General features: G+C 63.7%; 16 protein-coding genes. 3 read left to right on the top strand and 13 right to left on the bottom strand.

Annotation, left to right across the window (positions count from 1 at the left end; genetic code table 11):
- The 3 genes from NKH71_RS00765 to NKH71_RS00755 are packed head-to-tail and all read left to right on the top strand — an operon-like array spanning position 1 to position 2,899.
- Complete coding sequence (locus tag NKH71_RS00765) at positions 1-882, top strand: AAA family ATPase (protein ID WP_352894128.1); 882 nt, start codon at positions 1-3, stop codon at positions 880-882.
- Complete coding sequence (locus NKH71_RS00760; RefSeq protein WP_352788615.1) at positions 879-2,012, top strand: vWA domain-containing protein; 1,134 nt, start codon at positions 879-881, stop codon at positions 2,010-2,012. Before NKH71_RS00765 ends, NKH71_RS00760 begins: the two co-directional genes overlap by 4 nt.
- Entirely contained in the window at positions 2,012-2,899 is an 888-nt protein-coding gene (locus tag NKH71_RS00755; RefSeq protein WP_352788730.1) for an amidohydrolase family protein, read from the top strand. The genes NKH71_RS00760 and NKH71_RS00755 overlap by 1 nt, the downstream gene beginning before the upstream one ends.
- A 211-nt stretch (positions 2,900-3,110) precedes the next feature.
- Here NKH71_RS00755 and NKH71_RS00750 read toward each other — a convergent pair whose 3' ends face one another.
- From NKH71_RS00750 to NKH71_RS00690, 13 genes are all read right to left on the bottom strand, one after another.
- Positions 3,111-3,518, bottom strand: coding sequence for a carboxymuconolactone decarboxylase family protein (locus NKH71_RS00750; protein ID WP_352788618.1), 408 nt, complete (start codon positions 3,516-3,518; stop codon positions 3,111-3,113).
- 240 nt (positions 3,519-3,758) lie between these two features.
- On the bottom strand, positions 3,759-5,255 hold the full coding sequence (locus NKH71_RS00745; RefSeq protein ID WP_023721268.1) for a sugar ABC transporter ATP-binding protein: 1,497 nt from the start codon (positions 5,253-5,255) through the stop codon (positions 3,759-3,761).
- On the bottom strand, positions 5,255-6,313 hold the full coding sequence (locus NKH71_RS00740) for an SMP-30/gluconolactonase/LRE family protein (protein WP_352788620.1): 1,059 nt from the start codon (positions 6,311-6,313) through the stop codon (positions 5,255-5,257). Before NKH71_RS00740 ends, NKH71_RS00745 begins: the two co-directional genes overlap by 1 nt.
- Entirely contained in the window at positions 6,310-8,433 is a 2,124-nt protein-coding gene (locus NKH71_RS00735; RefSeq protein ID WP_352788622.1) for an ABC transporter permease, read from the bottom strand. Before NKH71_RS00735 ends, NKH71_RS00740 begins: the two co-directional genes overlap by 4 nt.
- Positions 8,434-8,516: 83 nt before the next feature.
- A complete protein-coding gene (locus NKH71_RS00730) occupies positions 8,517-9,542 on the bottom strand; it encodes a sugar ABC transporter substrate-binding protein (protein WP_352481587.1) in 1,026 nt (341 codons plus the stop codon).
- Between the two features lie 59 nt (positions 9,543-9,601).
- The gene (locus NKH71_RS00725) at positions 9,602-10,588 is read right to left on the bottom strand and encodes an ABC transporter permease (RefSeq protein WP_023721272.1); all 987 of its coding nucleotides are present in this window, start codon (positions 10,586-10,588) and stop codon (positions 9,602-9,604) included.
- 279 nt (positions 10,589-10,867) lie between these two features.
- Positions 10,868-12,310: a DHA2 family efflux MFS transporter permease subunit gene (locus tag NKH71_RS00720; RefSeq protein WP_352788625.1), complete on the bottom strand. Its 1,443-nt coding sequence runs from the start codon at positions 12,308-12,310 to the stop codon at positions 10,868-10,870.
- A gap of 227 nt (positions 12,311-12,537) precedes the next feature.
- Positions 12,538-13,338 (bottom strand): 3-methyl-2-oxobutanoate hydroxymethyltransferase, encoded by an 801-nt coding sequence (locus NKH71_RS00715; RefSeq protein ID WP_023675787.1) that lies wholly within the window; start codon positions 13,336-13,338, stop codon positions 12,538-12,540.
- A 37-nt stretch (positions 13,339-13,375) separates the two neighbouring features.
- Complete coding sequence (locus NKH71_RS00710; RefSeq protein WP_352481591.1) at positions 13,376-13,690, bottom strand: MocE family 2Fe-2S type ferredoxin; 315 nt, start codon at positions 13,688-13,690, stop codon at positions 13,376-13,378.
- Positions 13,691-13,732: 42 nt separating this feature from the next.
- On the bottom strand, positions 13,733-14,821 hold the full coding sequence (locus NKH71_RS00705; RefSeq protein WP_023721275.1) for a fatty acid desaturase family protein: 1,089 nt from the start codon (positions 14,819-14,821) through the stop codon (positions 13,733-13,735).
- 91 nt (positions 14,822-14,912) lie between these two features.
- Positions 14,913-16,094: an aldose 1-epimerase family protein gene (locus NKH71_RS00700; RefSeq protein WP_023721276.1), complete on the bottom strand. Its 1,182-nt coding sequence runs from the start codon at positions 16,092-16,094 to the stop codon at positions 14,913-14,915.
- A 34-nt stretch (positions 16,095-16,128) separates the two neighbouring features.
- Positions 16,129-16,911, bottom strand: coding sequence for an ATP-binding cassette domain-containing protein (locus NKH71_RS00695; RefSeq protein WP_352481708.1), 783 nt, complete (start codon positions 16,909-16,911; stop codon positions 16,129-16,131).
- A complete protein-coding gene (locus NKH71_RS00690; protein WP_352788628.1) occupies positions 16,908-17,912 on the bottom strand; it encodes an ABC transporter permease in 1,005 nt (334 codons plus the stop codon). The genes NKH71_RS00695 and NKH71_RS00690 overlap by 4 nt, the downstream gene beginning before the upstream one ends.
- Between the last annotated feature and the right edge of the window lie 31 nt (positions 17,913-17,943).

The raw sequence follows: 17,943 nt of genomic DNA, 5'->3' as shown, positions 1-17,943 counted from the left end.
ATGCCCAAGAGAAGCGCTGAGACAGTCGCGACCTCGCCTGAGGCGGTGGCGTCGCGCCTCGCCGCCTCGCGCTATCTCGCCGATGAAAGCCTGGCCACCGCCATCTTCCTGGCGATCAGGCTGGGAAAGCCGCTGCTGCTCGAAGGCGCACCCGGCGTCGGCAAGACGGAAGCTGCGAAGGCGATTGCCGAGGTGCTCGGGCGCGACCTGGTGCGGCTGCAATGCTACGAGGGCATCGACGCCGCACATGCGCTCTACGAATGGAATTACCAGCGCCAGTTGCTCGCCATCCGCCATGCCGGTGAGCACGAGGTCGACATCTACGACGACCGCTTTCTCATCGCGCGGCCGCTGCTGCAGGTGCTGAAAGCGCCGGAAAAGCGCGTGCTGCTGGTCGACGAAATCGACCGTTCCGACCATGAATTCGAAGCGCTGCTGCTGGAGTTCCTGTCCGATTTCCAGATCAGCATTCCCGAGCGCGGCACCATTCGCGCGACTGCGCAGCCGATCGTCATCCTGACCTCGAACCGCACCCGTGAGCTTGCCGAAGCGCTGCGGCGGCGCTGCGTCTACCACTGGATCACCTATCCCGACGCCCGGCGCGAAGCCGAGATCATCATGCTGCGCGCCGGCGACGTCGCCGAGGCCACGGCGCGCGCCGTGGCTGCCGCAGTGCGCGACATTCGCGCCCGCCCGCTGGCGAAGCCGCCCGGCATCGCCGAAGCGGTCGAATGGGCGAACGCCGCGACGATCCTCGAAAAAGGCGGCAGTCCGTGGCCGGAAGCGTTTCGCCGCGCCATTGGCGTGCTGATCAAGGACGAGGAGGACCTTTCCTGCATCGCGCCCGACTTCGGCAAGATTGTCGAGGAGGCGCTGGCGTGAGCCCCGCGGATCTGCCTCAAGGGGCGACGCCCTTCCTCGGCTTCGGCCGGCTGCTGCGCCGCTATGGCTTTTCAGTGGCGCCCGAGCAGGTCTCCGGCTTCATGCAAGCGGTGACGCTGCTTGGGCCGCGCTCGATGGCCGACATCCGCGAAGCGGCGCTCGCCACGCTGGCGCCGCCGCCCGACCGCCGCGACGAATTCGAGGCGCATTTTCGGAGCCATTTCTATGGCAGCACCGCGGCAGTGGTCGGAGGCGAGGCCGACGAGGAAACCCGCATCAAGGATGACGGCGAAACCAGCGAACAAGAAATCGAGGTGGTCCGCCAGGAGCAAGGCGGCGAACTGTCTTCGGCCAGCGAACAGTTGAGCGTCCGCGAATTCAGCCGCGATAGCGACGGGCTTGCCGCCTTCCGCCGCAAGCTCGCCACCGCTTTGCCCGCCCGCCGCTCCTTCCGCACGGTGCGCACGCATGCGCGCGGCAAGCTCGACCTGCGCCGCTCGCTGCGCGAAATCGTCAGTGCCGACGGCGATATCCCCTCGCCGCTGCTGCGCCGGCGGCAGACAGTGCCACGCAAGCTACTCATCCTGATCGACGTGTCGGGCTCGATGAAACTCTACACCTCAGACTATCTCAAGCTGGCGCATGCGGCCGTGCAAGGCGCCGACCGGGCGGAGGTCTTCACTTTCGGCACACGACTGACCCGTATCACCTCGGCGCTGCGCATTCGCGACCGCGACCAGGCGCTGGCCCGCGCCGCTGCCCAGGTCGACGACTGGGACGGCGGCACCCGCATGGGACCGACACTGCTTGCCTTCCTCTCGGTGCCGCGTTTTTCGGCCTTTGCGCGCGGGGCGGCGATCGTCATCCTGTCGGATGCGCTGGAGCGCGGCGATCATGCCGAGCTGGAGACGGCGATGCGCCGGCTGAGCGCCCGCGCCTTTCGGCTTTCGCTGGCGACGCCGTTGGCCGGCGATCCACGCTTTCGGCCGGCGACGGCAGCGCTTCGCGCCATCCTGCCAGTGCTCGACGACCTGGTCGACGGTTCGTCGATCGCCGGCCTCACCGATTTCATCCTGTCGCTCGCCCGCCCAGCCCCGGCGGCCGCGGCAATCTGGAGGAGGGTTTCGTGATGCAGAAGGCGATCGACGCGCATTTCCACATCTGGCGCCAAAAGGACCAGCCCTGGCTGGTCGGGCCGATGGTGCCGCGCATCTTCGGACCGTATGAGCCGATCCGCCGCGACTATCCTATCGGGGAATTCCTCGCCGACCAGCAAGGCTCGGGCGTCGAGAAGGCGGTCTATGTCCAGACCAACTGGGCCAAGGAGGATTTCGAGAATGAGGTCGCCTTCCTGCAGAAAACCGCGGAACAAACCGGCTGGCCGCACGCCATCGTCGGCTATGCCGACATGACCGTGGACGACGTGCGTTCCCAGATCGACCGGCTGATCAAATACCCCCTGCTGCGCGGCGTGCGCATGCAGCTGCACTGGCACGAAATGCCGGCCTTCCGCTTCGCTGCCTCGGCCGATCAGGTCATCGACCCGAAGGTGCGGGCCAATGTGGCGCGTCTGAAGGACTACGGCTTGTCCTTCGACCTGCAGCTTTTCCCCGCCCAGATGAAGGACGGGCTGACGCTTGTCGGCGAGAACCCCGAGACCAATTTCATCCTCACCCACGCCGGCATGCTGACCGACATGGAGCCAGAGACCACCGAGGCCTGGAAAGCCGGCCTGCGCACGCTGTCAGCGGCCCCCAACCTCTATGCAAAACTGTCCGGCCTCGGCACCTTCGTCCACCGCAACGACCCGGCGCTGATCAGCTATATCGTCGACAATGCCATCGACATCCTCGGCAGCGACCATTTGATGTTCGGCTCGAACTTCCCGATCGAGAAACTGTGGACCAGCCACGCCGAGCTGATCAAGGCGCACCGGGAAGCGGTGGGCAAGCACGGCGCAGCCGCCGAGGCCGATATCTACTGGAACACGGCGGAGCGGGTTTATCGGCCGGTGTAGCGCGCATTCCCTTCTCCCCTTGTTGTGGGAGAAAGTGGATTGGCGCGCAGCGCCGAGACGGATGAGGGGTGTTGGAAGGAACGCGGCGGTGGAAATACAGGCAATTTGAAGCACTTACGTCTTCAAGCTAGCAATCCTTCCGGCACCCTCATCCGACCGAGCTTCGCTCGGCCACCTTTTCCCACAAGGGGAGAAGGGAAGGCGCCGCGCCTCACCGCACCTCGAACTGCGGATCGACCGGGATCTGCATCGCAGTGACCATCTGGTTGGTCTGCCCCGCCAGTCCGATGATCGACACCAGCTCGCCATGTTGCGCTTCGGTCATGCCCTTGGCGCGGGCTGCCGCCGTGTGCGAGTGGACGCAGTAGGAGCAGCCATTGGCGGTCGAGACGGCGATGTAGATCATCTCCTTGGTCAGCGGGTCGATGGCGCTGTCCGCGACCATCACCGCCTTGAGCTGTTCCCACACCCGCTTCAGCGAGACCGGATCATTGGCCAGCCCGCGCCAGAAATTATTGACGAAATCGGATTTGCGCGTCGCGCGGATGTCGTCGAACACGGCCTTCACAGCGGGAATCGCCTCGACCTCGGCATCGGTCAGAAGTCTTGTGGTGGCCATGGGCAGGCTCCTTTCGGTTTGAATCGATGAGAGAGGTCGTTGAATCGGCTTGGTAGCGAATGCGGCTAACTTGCTCTGGTGATTCACGTTTTGCAGGCCGGCCCAGAACCCTGGAAATGCAGAGGCCCTCACCGTCGTCATCCTGGGGTCTGCGCCGCGTCGCTGCGCTCCTTGCTTCGCCCCTCGATGACGAATGGACTGGTGACTCCGCCAATTGTCGAAGTACGCATCGCCTGGAACCTAATGAACCGCCGCATACATGATCTTCTCCTCCGTCGCCTCGGCCGGCGAGAACTCCTCGACGATGCGGCCTTGCCGGCAGACCAGGATGCGGTCGGACAGGTTCATGATCTCCGGCAGGTAGGACGAGATGACGACGACGGCCAGGCCCTCATCGGCCAGCCGGTTGATGATCTGGTGGATTTCGGCGATCGCACCGACATCGACGCCGCGCGTCGGCTCGTCGAAGATGACGATGCGCGGCTTCTGCACCAGCCCCTTGCCGATCACCACCTTCTGCTGGTTGCCGCCCGAGAGCTCGACCACCCGCGCATTGTCGTTGATCGCCTTGACGTTCAGCGTCTTGGTCCATTCGGCCGACAGCGCCCGCATCTCCTGCGCATTGATCACCCAGCCCTTTTCCCGCCCGGCCGCCAAAAAGCCGCCGAACAGGTTCTCGGCAACGTCCATGGTCTCGAAAATCCCCTCGCTCTTGCGGTCTTCGGTGACATAGACGATGCCGTCCGCCACCGCCTCGCTCGGAACGAGATAGCGCACCGGCCGGTCGTCCAGCTCTATGGTGCCGCCGCGCAGGAAGTCGCGCTTGTAGATGCCGGAAACGATCTTGAACGTCTCGGTGCGACCCGAGCCGATCAGCCCGAACACCCCGGTGATCTGGCCCTCGAAGATCGAGAAGGAATTGTTGCGCACGACATTGCTCATCGAGATGTCCTGCACCGACAGCACCTTCTTGCCGGCCTTGCGCAGCTTGGCCTCGTCGCGCTGGCTGTAGAGCTGCCCCGACAGCGTGCGCCCGACCATGGCGGCGACGATCCTGTCGCGATCGAAGGCGGCTGTGTCGTCGGTGATCACCAGTTCGCCGTCGCGCAGAATGGTGATGCGGTCGGCGACATCAAGCGCCTCTTCGAGCGCATGGCTGATGAAGACGATCGACACACCCCTTGCCTTGAGCCGGCGGATCAGCGCGAAGAAGTGCCGCTTCTCCTCCGGCGTCAGCGTCGCCGTCGGCTCGTCGAAGATGATGATCTCGGCATTGTGGTGGACGGCGCGCGCGATCTCGACCATCTGCCGTTTGGCCGCGCCCAGCGTCGCCACCATGGCGTTCGGGTCGACGGGAAAGTTCAACGACTGCAGGAATTGCTGCGCTGAAATGTAGGTGCCGCGCAGCCGGTTGAGAAAGCTTTCCGTGCCGAGATAAAGGTTCTGCGCCACCGTCATCGACGGCACCAGGCTGGTCTCCTGGAACACCATGGCGATACCGGCTTGAAGGGCCGCATGCGGCGAGGCGTAGGCGATCTCCTGCCCGTTGTGGAACATCTTTCCCGAGGTCGCGTCGACGACGCCGGCGATGATCTTGGTCAGCGTCGATTTTCCCGCGCCATTCTCGCCGAGCAGCGCGTGGATCTCGCCCTTGCGCAGCTCGAAGCTGACATTCTTCACCGCGGGCACGCCGCGATAGGTCTTGGTCACGTTCTCCAGGCGGACGATCGGTTCCATCAGCGATGTCCTCCTGGACCCAAGTCGATGGCCAGCAGGCAATCGCCGCCTTTCGAGGCAATGAACAGGCGACCGTCTTTCTCCGCCACGCTGCAGATGCCGTGGCGCGTGCCGTTGGCGCGGCTGTGCAGGCTGAATTGCGGCCGCATCTCCCGGTCGAGCCTGACCACCAGGCCGTAGGAGCGGCTCGGCGACCATGGCTTGTGAATGCCCATGGTGCGAATGCCGCCGCATTGCAGCGGCTCGAGGAAGCTGCGGTTGGAGGCAAGTGCCGGCGCGATCCAGTGTTGGGGTGACACTTGCGCCAGCATGTCGTTTCGATAGTGCGTTTCCTGCAGCACGAATTCGATCAGCCGGTTGCGGGGCGCAAACAGCGCCAGCCAGGCACCGCCACCGGCGGCAGGCGACAGGCGCGAGGGATAGCCAGGCAGATGCGCCAGCACCGTCGAGCGGCTGCCTGTCGCGCTATCGAAGCGGACGAGTTGGTGCCGCCAGCTCTCGCTGACCAACACATCCTTGCCGGTTGGATACAGCCCATAGGGAAAGGCGATGTCACCGGCGAGCTTGCGGAATTCGCTGCCTGCCGGATCGCGCTTCCACAGCGAACCGGAAGCGCCCTTCTTCATCAGATCCGCGGCCCATTGCGACGGCGCGTGGTGGGCCGAGCCATTGGCCAGCCAAAGCGTGCCATCTTCTGCGTAGGCGAGCGCTGTGATGCAGCGGATCTCGGCCGGCAGGGCGGCCTCCTTGCCTGCGATCAACAGCCTGCCGCTTTCGAGCCCGACCGTCAGTTCGCCGGCGGGCGAGCGCGCGAGCGCGATGACCGGGGACGGAAATGTCTCGACTATCGTCGGCGCGGCACCGGCGGTGACCGCGTAGACGGCATTGGCACTGGAAACCAGCAGCCGGCCGTCGGCGACCAGCAGATTATCGGGCTCGGGCAGTTCGGCGAAGGCCGCAACATCGTCCAGCAGCGTATTCGGCCTGAAGGCGCCATCGAGCGGCGGGATGGTCACCGCCTTGCCGCGAAAGATGTCGAGGATCGGGTCCAGCATCATGGCTTCGCTCCCCAATAGGAAGCGGGGCTGGTCCAGTTCGGATCGGCAGCGGCAATCCGGTAGCGGCCGATGCGGTTGTTGAGGATACCGCCGACGAACAGAAAACCCTTGTGCTCGCGCATCGAAGTGACCATCGGATGCACGGCGCCCGACAGGTCGCCCATCGCTTCGACGATGCCGCCCTTCTCGTTGAATTTCACCACACCGCCGGTGTTGATGTTGGGGAACAGCCATTCGTCCTGCGGCAGCCGGCGCGTCATGCGCTTGCGCATGTCGGGATGCCGCAGCGACAGGTCGAAGCTCGGCGTGCGCATGCCAAGCCAGGCCATCCAGTAGTTGCCGTCGGAGGCGCGGTTGATGTTGTCGGGGTAGCCCGGCATGTCGCGGATGACGCATTCTGCGGTGCCTGCTTTCGGCCCTTCCAGCCAGTAGCGGTGCACGCGGCAGGCCCAGCTTTCGGCAAAGAACAGCGACTTGCCGTCATGCGCCATGCACACGCCGTTGGTGTAGCGGTAGCCGTCGAGCAATGTCTTCGTCGAACCGTCCTTCGGGTCATAGACGAGCAGCCGCCCGGTGGCGCGGTTCTCGATCGAGTCCAGCGCCCAGTCGTGGGCGTCATAGCGCTTGGTGGAATCGGTGAAGTAGATGCGGCCGTCCGGCGCGATGTCGCAATCATTGGGGTCGCGCAGCCGCCCATCGTCGACGATCGAAGTCCAGGAGCGCGATGTTTCCGCCGATAGCCGCTTCACCTCCCGGTCCGGCGAGACCGAATAAAGGCCCATCGCGCCGACGCAGCTGATCAGATTGCCTGTTTTGTCGAAGGCCAGGCCGAGCGGAAAGCCGCCAATATGGGCAAAGACCTCCGAACGTTTGTAGTCCGGCGCGAAGAAACGGACGATCTCGCCATGCCTGGTGCCGCAATAGAGATGGTCGTCGCGGTCGAGGATGACGTCTTCCGGCCCTTCCAGCTCGCCAAGCCCGATATGGTCGGCCTCCGATAGGCGATTGTCGAGCTCGTAAGGCGTGCCGGAGCCCGGTGCGGCCGACTGCGTTGCCCCCATCTTCAAATAGACCGGTGCGACATAGACCTCGTCCAGCACCTTGTGGCGGTTCTTCAGCCAGCGAATGTCGATGGTGACCGCCACGGCCAGCATGATGCCCAACACCATCTGGTTGGTGCCGGTGCCATAGCCCAGCCGGATCAGCCCGTTGGTCATCGTCAGCACGATGATCGCGCCCATCAGCCCCTTGATCACCGAACCGCGGCCGCCGCCCAGGCTGACGCCGCCGACGACCGCTGCTGTCAAAGCCATGACCTCGAGATTGAGCCCTGTGCCCGGCCCTGCCCCGCTCAGCCGGCAGGCGATGAGGAAGCCGCCGAGCGAGGCGCAGAAGCCGGAGAACACATAGGTCATGAACACGGTGCGGCGCACGCGGATGCCGGCATTGTGGGCCGATCGCCGCGACCCGCCCACCGCCTGCACATGCCAGCCGGGCCGCGAGCGCGTCAGCGCGACATGGGTGATGATGGCCAGGATAATCGCCGCCCACACCGCAACCGAAAGGCCCCAGAAGGTATCGTCGCCGATGAAGTCCAGCACATCCGATGTGGCATCGGAAAGCTGGACGTCGGCGGCATAGGTGGTGACCAATATGTCGAACAGCGCCCGCCCGAAGATGAAGGTGACCAGTGTCGTCAGGAAAGCGCGCAGCCTGAAATAGCCGATCAGATAACCATTGATCGCGCCGAACAGCAGCCCGGTGGCGATCGAGGCGGCCAGCGCCAGCCATACCGATTGTTCGAGGATGAAAAAGACGAACACGGCGGAAAAGCAGGACAGCGCGAAGATCGAGCCGACCGAAAGGTCGATGCCGCCGCCGAGCATGACCACCGTCATGCCGGTGACGACCAGCGAAAATTCGCCGAGCTGGCGGGTCGATTCCTGCAGCGACATCGGCTTGAAGAAGCCGGGAATGATCGAACCGAACACGCTGAGCGTCGCCACCAGCGCCAGGAACGGAATGGCGTTATCAGTCCAGCGTTTGCTTAGGATCTCGCCGACAAGGTGGTCGGGCACGAGATTGTAGCGCCAGGATTGAAGGCGTTCGCGAAAGGACATCGGTTGCTGCTGCCACTCAAGAGAGAAAGAGGCGGCCGAACAAGGTCCGGCCACCTCGTCGATGCTTGCAACGGACCCGCGGTTTACTTGGCCGCAGCTTGGGCTTGCAGTGCTTTCAAGTCCCAGCAGCTGTCTGGCTTGAGGTCGGCCTTGGTCGTCGCCTTCTCCAGCGTGTAGATGTAGGTGTGCGAGGTGCCGGCTGGCTGGCCACTCTGCAACAGGAACTTGATGACGGCGTTCATGTCGCCCGACTGGCGGGCAAGGTCGGTCATCACCACCGCGCCATAGGTGCCGTCCTGCAGCTTGTCGCAGTCGGCAGTCTTTTCGCCGCCGCCGGTGGTGACCAGAAAGACTTTGCCCTCGAGCTTGGCATCGCGGATCGCAGCAGATGCGCCCGTCGCGTCGCCGTCCCAGAAATCGATGATGGCGCAGATGTCGGGGTTCTGCTGCAGCATCGTCGTCGTCACGTTGCGCGAGGTCGTCGCATCCCAGTTCGAGTCAGGCTTGGCCACGACTTTGAAGTCGGGGTTCTTGTCCAGCACCTTCATAATGCCGGCATATTGATAGAGGCTCGACGAGTTGGCCTGGTCGCCCTGCACCAGCCCGATCTTCTTGGAGGAGTTCGGCCCACAACCCTTGATCGCCGCATCGGCTTCCAGCTGGCCGAGCCGATCCCAGTCGCTGCCGACAAAGGCATCGGCCGGGAAGTTCGCCGGATTGTCGACCAGCAGGACATAGGTGCCGGCGGCCTGCGCCTTCTTCATCAGCTTGGCATAGGAGTTGAGGTCCGGCGAATGGATGATCAGCACGTCCGGCCTGGTGTCAGACGAAATAGCGTCGGTTATCGCCTGCGCGCCGGCATCGACCACCCAGTTCGGGTCACGCGTCTCGAACACGCCGCCCCAGGCCTCGACCTCGGTCTTCAGGTAATGCGCCCAGCCCTGTGCCAGATCGAAGCCCATCGCCATCGGCACCAGCATCACGCGCTTGCCCTTGAGCGCTTGCGAATAGGCGCCCGGACCCGGATCTTCGGCGGCGAAGCCTGGCGCCACGAAGGCGGAGACGGCAAGCGCTGCCGCGGCGGCCATAAACGTCCTGATCATTTTCATGTCACATCCTCTGGTTTGGTCGTTGTCGTTCGCGGCCGGCCCCAACCGTTCGCGTCAGTCTAAATGTCGCCTTGCTGCGCGGTCTGCTCGTCGCGCGGATTGATGAACCCATCGACGATGATCGCCGCCAGCAGGATCGCCGCCTTGATCAGGTTCTGATAGAGCAGCGGAATGTCGATGATGGTCATGGCGTTGAGCAGGATGCCGATCAGCGCGGCACCCACCAGCACGTTGCGCACCCCGCCCCGCCCGCCCGATAGACCGATGCCGCCGATCACCGCCACCAGCACGATGTCGTAGAGCAGCGTGGAATTGACGATGCGGGTGTTGATCGAATGCAGGCTGGCGGCGGTGAGCAAGCCGGCAATCAGCGAGACCAAGGCCGACAACACGTAGCGCAGCACCAGCATCGGGCGCACTGGAATGCCGATATTGCGCGCCGCAACCGGGTTGTCGCCGGCGAAATAGACGTAGCGGCCCCATTTGGTGTAGCGCAGGAACAGGAAAAAGGCGAAAGCCAGCCCGGCGAAGACAAAAACCTCGACCGGGATGTCGAGGAACCGAAGCCCGCCCAGAAGCTCGACCCAATGGCCGGGCGGCACCGGCACGGCGTCCTGTGTGATCAATTGTGAGCGCACATAGCCGAAGACGAAGGACGCGGTCGCCAGCGTCACGAAGATCGCCGGAACCTCGGCGTAGGCGACCAAAATGCCGTTCAAAAGCCCGATGGCGAGAACGCCGGCGAGCACATAGGCGAAGGCCAGCCCGTCGGACATTCCCGAACTCAGCAATTGCAGATACCAAGCGACCGACATCGCCATGATCGCCACCGCCGACAGATCGATGCCCCTGCCGATAATGACGACCGCCATGCCGAGCGCCAATATGCCCAGCACCGAGACCGAGCGCACGATGGCAACAAGATTGTTCGAGTTGATAAAACCAGGCAGTCCGATGGCGGCGGCAATGAACAGCACGACCGCGATGGCAAAGACAATGCCCTCCTGGTTCAGGCTTCTCCAGTTTAGCCAGCCGGTCGCGTTCATTGCCCGCTTTCACCCGCGATGGCTACGCCCTGCTCCCTCTGCGGCCATCGGAACGAAAGCTAATCGGCTCAAGACCAATCCGTCAAATGAATCCGCGCATTGCAGGCCGGCTTGCGAGGAAATTCCGCGGTTGGACGCACCGATTGCGAGGCTGGCGCAATGCCTGGAACTCAAGCACTTTTGCAATTGATCGCGCTGATCGAACCGCTGGCAAAGGTTTGCTCCCGGACGAGCGGAGCAGGCAGAATTTACGTCCGCGCTCGCCGCGCAGTTCCTGCGTTAAATCCGCAAAACATGGCCCGAGACCTCGGCGCCGGCGGCCTTCGGCAACGCCAGGAAGCGAAACGAGGCGACGAGCCCGATTGCGCCGATCACCAGGAAGGCAAGGCGGAAGTCGATGAGACCGAGCGCCGCCACGCCCCTGGCGATCTGCGACAGGTTGAGCAGTGCCGCCGCGACCGCTACGCCGAACAGCATCGCCACCTGCTGCAGCATGCTGGACAACGTCGCCGCCGAGCTGCGCTGCGGTGAGGCAACATCGGCGAAAGCCAGCGTGTTGAGCGCGGTGAACTGCATCGAACGCGACAGTCCGGCGATCAGCATCAGCACCATCACCAATGCTTGCGGCGTCTGCGGCGAAAGCGCCGCGCAGGCCATGATCGACAAAGAGGCGATCACTCCGTTGACAATCAGCACCGAACGGAATCCGAAGCGCCTCAGCGTCGGCGTCGTCACCGCCTTCATCCCGAGATTGCCGAGGAAATAGGCCAGGATCATCATGCCAGCATCGACCGGGCTCAGACCGAAGCCGACCTGGAACAAAAGCGGCAGCAGGAATGGCGTGGCGTTGATGGCGATCCGGAAAATCGTGCCGGCCGAAAGCGTCGAGATGGCAAAGGTCTGCACCTTGAAGGCTGTGAGATCGAGCAGCGGATGGTTGGCGCGTCGCAGATGCCGCACCGCCAGCCAGCCGACCAAAATGCCCGTACCGAGCAGTGCCACGGTCGGCAACACCCCCCCTCGCGGATGCGCGATGCGCTCGAGGCCATAGAGCATCGCGGCGAGCCCTACCGAGGTCAGCAGGAAGCCCGGCCAGTCGAGCGGCTTGGCCCCAGCTTCGCGGTCGCCGGGAATGAAGCGGGCGACCAGCGCCAAACCGGCAACCCCAAGGGGAATGTTGATGAAGAAATTCCAGTGCCAGGAGACATAGGTGGTGATGAAGCCGCCAAGCACCGGCCCGACCACCGGCGCGAACAGCGCCGGCCAGGTGATCAGCGCCGTAGCGTTGAGAAGCTCGGATTTCGGCGCATTGCGCAGCACCAGGATGCGGCCGACCGGCGTCATCAGCGCGCTGCCCAGGCCCTGCACGGCACGTGCGGCGACGAATTCAGCCAGGTTCTGCGAGACGCCGCAGGCGAGCGAGGCCAGCGTGAACAGGGCAATCGCCATGAGGAAGATGTTGCGCGCGCCGAAACGGTCCGCGAGCCAGCCGGACAGTGGCACGAACACCGCCATGGTCAGCATATAGACGGTTATGCCGATGCTCATCGCCACCGCCGGCACGCCGAAGGATTCTCCCATCTGCGGCAGCGAGGTCGAGATGATGGTCGAATCTAGAAGCTGCATGAAGAAGGCGACGGCGACGATCAGCGCCACCCGCCGGGCTTGCCGCGCCGCCGGCGCGGTTTCGGGTAAGGCTTTGTCTTCGGGAATGGCGGTCATGCGTAGAACTGTCCGAAGGGGAATCTTCTCCCGCCCCATCGGCAGCCGCACAAATGTCCGGCAAACCGATGACGCACCGGTTTCAACAGCATTTGGCCGGTGCCGTCCAGACATGGACCAACAAACTTTCGTGTGGCATCGCAGCCCGGCTATGCGATGACCTGGCCCTGCCGCCGAACCGGCGTTTTACGATCCGCGATGGCGCTTCGCGCCACTGCCGGCGTGTCTCATGCGGCTTCGATCTTCTCCAGGAACAGGCTGAGCTGGTCCGGGTCCATGTGCACGACGTGCCTGTCTTCGGGATACGCCAGGCTGTTCACATCGGCGACATATTCGGAAAAGGCAGCGATGCGTTCGGCCTGCAGCCGATCGTATTCGGCGGCGAAATTGCGATAGACCTTGGAATGGCGCGGCATGTGGCCACGGTTCTGGCCGAGGATATCGTCTGCGAACAGGTATTGCGCATCGCAGCCGGTGCCCGCCCCCATAGACAACATGATCAGCGATGTGCGTTCCGAAATCGCCTTGGCCACCTCGACTGGCACCACCTCGATCTCGGCGCCGATCGCGCCGGCGGCCTCCAGTTGCTTCACCGCCTCGAACACCTGCATGGCGGTATCGGCGGTCTTGCCGACGGCCTTGAAGCCGCCGGTCCAGGTGGCGCGTGACGGGATGAGGCCGACATGCCCGATCACCGGAATTGCATCGTCGGCCATCCGTTTGATGGTGGCGTAGCCGGCGCTGCAATAGACCGCATCGGCGCTGGCCTTGTAGAGCCGGAACGCCCAGCGGACGAAATCATCGGCGGTGCCGATCTCGAAGAAATTCTCGCCCGGCATGGTGAACAGGCTGGGTGCCGCATCGCGATATTGCGGATTGAGCACCAGCTCCGGCGGCACCGAGACGATATCGACGCCGGCGCGTTCGGCGGCCTCGGCCTCGTCCATCGTCAGCACGCGCAGCATCGTCAGCTGCCGCTTGCCCTTCATGGCGCGCAGGTCGGCGACGGTCGGTCTTTTCCGGCTCATGGATTTTGGTCCCCTTTGCTACGTGACAGAAGGCCGGTCAGGCGATCTGGATCATCACCTTGCCAGCTTCGACCTTGACTGGATAGGTCGCGAGATTGACGCAAACGGGAGCGCCCTTCGCCTGGCCGGTCTTGTAATTGAAGCGGCCATTGTGCTTGGGGCATTCGATGATGTCGTCCATGACAAGCCCGTCGGCCAGATGAGCCTGTTCATGCGTACAAAACCCGTCGGTGGCGAAGAATTCATCGTCCGGCGAACGGTAGATCGCGAAGGTGCGGCCGCCATGGTCGAAGCGGATGACATCTTCCTCTTCGACATCGTCCACGGCGCACGCTTCGACCCAATCGGCCATCTCTGCTTCTCCTGAAATTTCTGCGTTGCGCTCGTGCAGTGCCTACTCAGCCGCTGCCGACATGTTCACTTCGTGGAACTCGCCACGATAGGGCCGTGCCGTTGGCGGCAGTTCGCGCTTAAGGAAATAATCCTCGTATTTGAGCTGCCTGAGCAGGACCGGCCAGACCTCGCGATAGGCATGCCATATCGACGGGTTCGCCTCGGGCAGATCGTGCTTGATCAGTTCATGCAGCCTGGGCAGCGCGTGATACGGTACCATCGGGAACATGTGATGCTCGACGTGGTAGTTCATGTTCCAGTAGATGAACCGGCTGATCGGATTCATGTAGACGGTCCTGGTGTTGAGCCGGTGGTCGACGACGTTGTCGGCCAGACCGATATGCTGCAGCAGGCCGGTCAGCACCATGTGCCAGGTGCCGTAGAGGCGCGGCACGCCGATGAGCACCACCGGTATCCACGACCGCATGAACACGGCGAGCGCGATCGTCGCGATGTAGATCGCGATATGCCAGCGCGCCGCGATGACGGCCTTGTGCTGTTCCATCTCGGGAACGTAGCTTTTCTCGTCGGGCGTCAGCTTGCCGAACGCCTGGCGTACCAGCGCCGGAAGCGAATAGCGAAAATCGAGGATGCCGGTGAAAGCCAGCGCGGCACGCAGCAGGTCCGGCGGGCGCATCACGGCGATCTCGGCGTCGCGGCCGACGATGATCGTGTCCGTATGGTGCCGGGCATGGCTCCAGCGCCAGGTCACCGGATTGCGCATCAGCATGAAGCTGGCGATCTGGTAGACGACATCGTTCATCCAGCGCGTGCGGAAAGCCGTGCCGTGGCCGCATTCGTGCCAACGCGAGTCGCTGGAGGAGCCGTAGAGCACGCCGTAGACGAAGAAGAACGGCACGCACCACCAGGTGCCCCAGAAATAGATGGCGCCGGCGGCGGAGCCGAGGATGGCGATGATCCAGATGATCGTGTCGCGGATCGCCGGGCCGTCTGAGCGCTGCATCAACTCCTTGATCGCCTTGCGGGGGACATCGGTGTGGTACCACTCCGCCGAGGCCAGTCCCGTCTCGATCGCCCTGCGCGTGCTTTCGCCGACCAGGCTGTAATCGCGCTTTACCGTGCCAGCCATTGTGACCTCCAATTCCAGCTCGGCCGCGAACCCTCCCCGCTCCGGCCGGGACCAGCCTCCCAACTGGTGTCTCGTATCGTCCTAGCCATTATCACGACCTGCCTCCAAGAACAGGAAAACGGCCCGACGGCTGGGGATAATCCTGCTGCGGCTGCCTGGCGATTGCCGCGATCCGGCTCTCGGCGGCGGCGATCTCGCCGGCGCCGTCGAGAACCCGGAACACCGCATCGTACGAGCGGCTCTCGCCGTGCTCCAGCCAGATCATCTCGCCGCGTTCGCGCGCCGCCAGATTTCCCAGCACATGATGCGTCGACGGCTCGATGCCAAGCGCGTACTGTCCAGCCTGGAAATTCTGCCATTGGTAGGTGCAGGGCAATTGGTCCTTGCGCGTGACCACCTCGAACCCGAGGCCGAGCCTATCGTTGACCACCGCCACCGGGACTTCGCCGGTGCTGCCAGCGCCGAGCTCGTGCTGCCAGACCTGTTCGCTGAAACGCGGCTGCGGCGCCGGGACCGTGCGATAGCCGACCTTTTGCGCCTCATAACGCTCGCCGGCATGCCCGGCCCAAACGACATCCCTTATCGGCGCCAGATAGCGCGCGCCCTCGTCAAGCACCGGATGGCTGACATTGATGTGGTAGAAAAACATATGCGGTGTTCGGTTGAAACCGTGATTGACGACACGGTCCGAAAGCCGGATCTCGTTGCCGCCGACATCGGCCTCGATCCGCCGCAATAGATGCAGATCCTCGCCGAATACAGTCGATTGCTGGACGATGCCTTCGGCCCACAACACGCAGCGGTCGCCGTCCCAGGTCTCGCCGTAGCCACTCAGCCGCGCCGGGATGGTGCTGATGCGGCCATGCAGCGAATGGCGCACCGTCTTCTTCGGCGGATAGTTGTAGGTGTCGGCGGGTACCTCGTTCATGAACAATATATGGTCGAGGCCGCAGGTCAGTAGAAGGCCGGAAAACGACCGCGCCCAGGCCAGCCCGTCCTCGCCTTCATACTCGTGCAGGCCGGGATTGCGAAAGCCGCTCGGCGAATGCCAGCCGATCGCCTGGCCCTTGAAGTCGCAATCGGCGATATCGAGCGCCCGGTCGACCAGCGCGGTGAAGCGCAGGCCCGAGCCGGTGCGGAATTCGAGCATGCGGATGCCGCGCTCGACGCCGTCGCCAAGCGTCATCAGTCGCACGCCGGCGAACTGCGACAGCATGCCCGAGCGTTCCGAGACCTGCCGGCGCGACAGCGTCTTGCCGTAAAGCTCTACCATGTGACGGCCAGTTCCTTCACTTTGCTCCCGTCCTTCACTTGGCTCTCGTCTCCTTGAGCAGGGCCGACATGTCGGCGCCGGTGATGATACTTTCCACGGTCAGCAGGTCGGTGTCGGCGACCGTCTGCTCGGCGACGATCTCGCCGCGCCGCATGACGATGATGCGGTCGGCGACCTGGAAGACGTGATGGATGTTGTGGGTGATCAAAAGCACCGAGTGACCGGCGTCGCGCACTTCCTTGACGAAGCGCAGCACGCCGTGCGTTTCCTCGACGCCGAGATTGTTGGTCGGCTCGTCGAGGATGATGACCTTGGCGGCGAATTGCATGGCGCGCGAGATGGCGATCGACTGGCGTTCGCCGCCCGACAGCGTGCTGACCAGCGCATCGGCGTCGAGCTTCTTCGAGATGCCGACGCGCTTCAAAAGAGCCGAGGCGGCATCGCGCAATTGCGCGAGATCGAGCGGCGCGAACACACCCAGCCATTTGAGGTTGACCGGCTCGCGGCCGAGGAAAAGATTGCGCGCGATGCTGAGGTCCGGTGCCAGCGAGGTGTCCTGGTGGATGGTCTCGATGCCGAGATCCATCGCATCGCGCGTCGAGCGGATGGAGACCTTCTGGCCGCGCACATAGATGTCGCCGCGGTCGACCGGAAACACCCCGGAGATCGCCTTGATCAACGTCGATTTGCCGGCGCCGTTGTCGCCGAGCAAGGCCACCACTTCGCCCTCGTTGAGCGTGAAGGAGGCGCTCTTCAGGGCGCGGACGCTGCCGAAGGACTTTTGCAGGTTGTGCAGCCGAAGCACTTCCATGGTCAGCTCCTGGCGGCGTTCTTCTGCAGCAAAGCGTGCAGAATGAGCATGGCAAGGATGATGACGCCGACGAAGATGTTGTAGGCGAGCCCAGGCACGCCGATCAGCACGATGCCGTTGCGGATGCTGCGCAGCATCAGCGCGCCGACGATGGTACCTAAAATGGTGCCGCGCCCACCGGTCAGCGCCGTGCCGCCGACCACCACCATGGCGATCACTTCGAGTTCGTAGCCGGTGCCGGCCACCGGCGAGGCGGCAGAGATGCGGAAGGCGCTGATCATGCCGGCGAGACCGGCCAGCACCGAGGTCAGGATGAACAGCCAGATCTTGACCGCATCGGCCGGCACACCGCGCGCTACGGCAGCGTTACGGTTCGAGCCGATGGCGCTGATCCAGTTGCCGAGCTTGGCGTAGCGCAGCACATAGATTGCCAGCAGCGACAGGCCGATAAACCACCACAGCGAGGTATAGAAACGGAACGTTCCGATATTGAGGCTGCCGGCCAGCAGCGTCACGAAGAAGCCGGGCTGGTCCCAGGACTTCAGCGGAAAGCCTTGGGTGATGTAAAGCGCTGCCCCACGCACAACCAGCAGCATCGACAGCGTCACCAGGAAGGAGGAGATGCCGATCTTGGTGACGATCAGCCCGTTGATAGCACCGATCGCTATGCAGAGCAGCAGGCCGGCCAGCAGCGCCACGCCAATATCCACCCCGCCGTTCTGCACCAGAAGCATGACGACAACCGGCGCCAGTCCGAACACAGCACCAACCGAAAGGTCGAACTCGCCCGCCGTCAGAAGCAGCGTCATGCCGAGCGCTATGATGCCGAGCTCGGGCAGGAACGCCATCATGTTGGAGATGTTGAGCGGCGACAGGAAATTCGCGTCGGCGATCGCGAACACCGCAAGCAGGACGATCAGGATGACGAGCGAAGAGAACTGCGGCGAGCGGATCAGGCTCGACCTGCGTTTGGCACGCGGCATTTCCTCTTCTGCGGCAATTGTCATGACTGCTTGGACCATATCTCAGGGTGACGCC

This window comes from Mesorhizobium sp. M0983 (genome assembly GCF_040318975.1).
Classification (GTDB): domain Bacteria; phylum Pseudomonadota; class Alphaproteobacteria; order Rhizobiales; family Rhizobiaceae; genus Mesorhizobium.
Note: the sequence above shows the minus strand (reverse complement) of the source record. Positions and strands in the feature narration are given on the sequence as shown.

What these genes read in the sequence shown, in the direction of transcription:
- NKH71_RS00690 (WP_352788628.1), bottom strand. Translation starts at nt 17,912, where the DNA reads ATGACAATTGCCGCAGAAGAGGAAATGCCGCGTGCCAAACGCAGGTCG.
- NKH71_RS00755 (WP_352788730.1), top strand. Translation starts at nt 2,012, where the DNA reads ATGCAGAAGGCGATCGACGCGCATTTCCACATCTGGCGCCAAAAGGAC.
- NKH71_RS00740 (WP_352788620.1), bottom strand. Translation starts at nt 6,313, where the DNA reads ATGATGCTGGACCCGATCCTCGACATCTTTCGCGGCAAGGCGGTGACC.
- NKH71_RS00735 (WP_352788622.1), bottom strand. Translation starts at nt 8,433, where the DNA reads ATGTCCTTTCGCGAACGCCTTCAATCCTGGCGCTACAATCTCGTGCCC.
- NKH71_RS00730 (WP_352481587.1), bottom strand. Translation starts at nt 9,542, where the DNA reads ATGAAAATGATCAGGACGTTTATGGCCGCCGCGGCAGCGCTTGCCGTC.
- NKH71_RS00745 (WP_023721268.1), bottom strand. Translation starts at nt 5,255, where the DNA reads ATGGAACCGATCGTCCGCCTGGAGAACGTGACCAAGACCTATCGCGGC.
- NKH71_RS00765 (WP_352894128.1), top strand. Translation starts at nt 1, where the DNA reads ATGCCCAAGAGAAGCGCTGAGACAGTCGCGACCTCGCCTGAGGCGGTG.
- NKH71_RS00710 (WP_352481591.1), bottom strand. Translation starts at nt 13,690, where the DNA reads ATGGCCGATTGGGTCGAAGCGTGCGCCGTGGACGATGTCGAAGAGGAA.
- NKH71_RS00700 (WP_023721276.1), bottom strand. Translation starts at nt 16,094, where the DNA reads ATGGTAGAGCTTTACGGCAAGACGCTGTCGCGCCGGCAGGTCTCGGAA.
- NKH71_RS00705 (WP_023721275.1), bottom strand. Translation starts at nt 14,821, where the DNA reads ATGGCTGGCACGGTAAAGCGCGATTACAGCCTGGTCGGCGAAAGCACG.
- NKH71_RS00715 (WP_023675787.1), bottom strand. Translation starts at nt 13,338, where the DNA reads ATGAGCCGGAAAAGACCGACCGTCGCCGACCTGCGCGCCATGAAGGGC.
- NKH71_RS00750 (WP_352788618.1), bottom strand. Translation starts at nt 3,518, where the DNA reads ATGGCCACCACAAGACTTCTGACCGATGCCGAGGTCGAGGCGATTCCC.
- NKH71_RS00720 (WP_352788625.1), bottom strand. Translation starts at nt 12,310, where the DNA reads ATGACCGCCATTCCCGAAGACAAAGCCTTACCCGAAACCGCGCCGGCG.
- NKH71_RS00725 (WP_023721272.1), bottom strand. Translation starts at nt 10,588, where the DNA reads ATGAACGCGACCGGCTGGCTAAACTGGAGAAGCCTGAACCAGGAGGGC.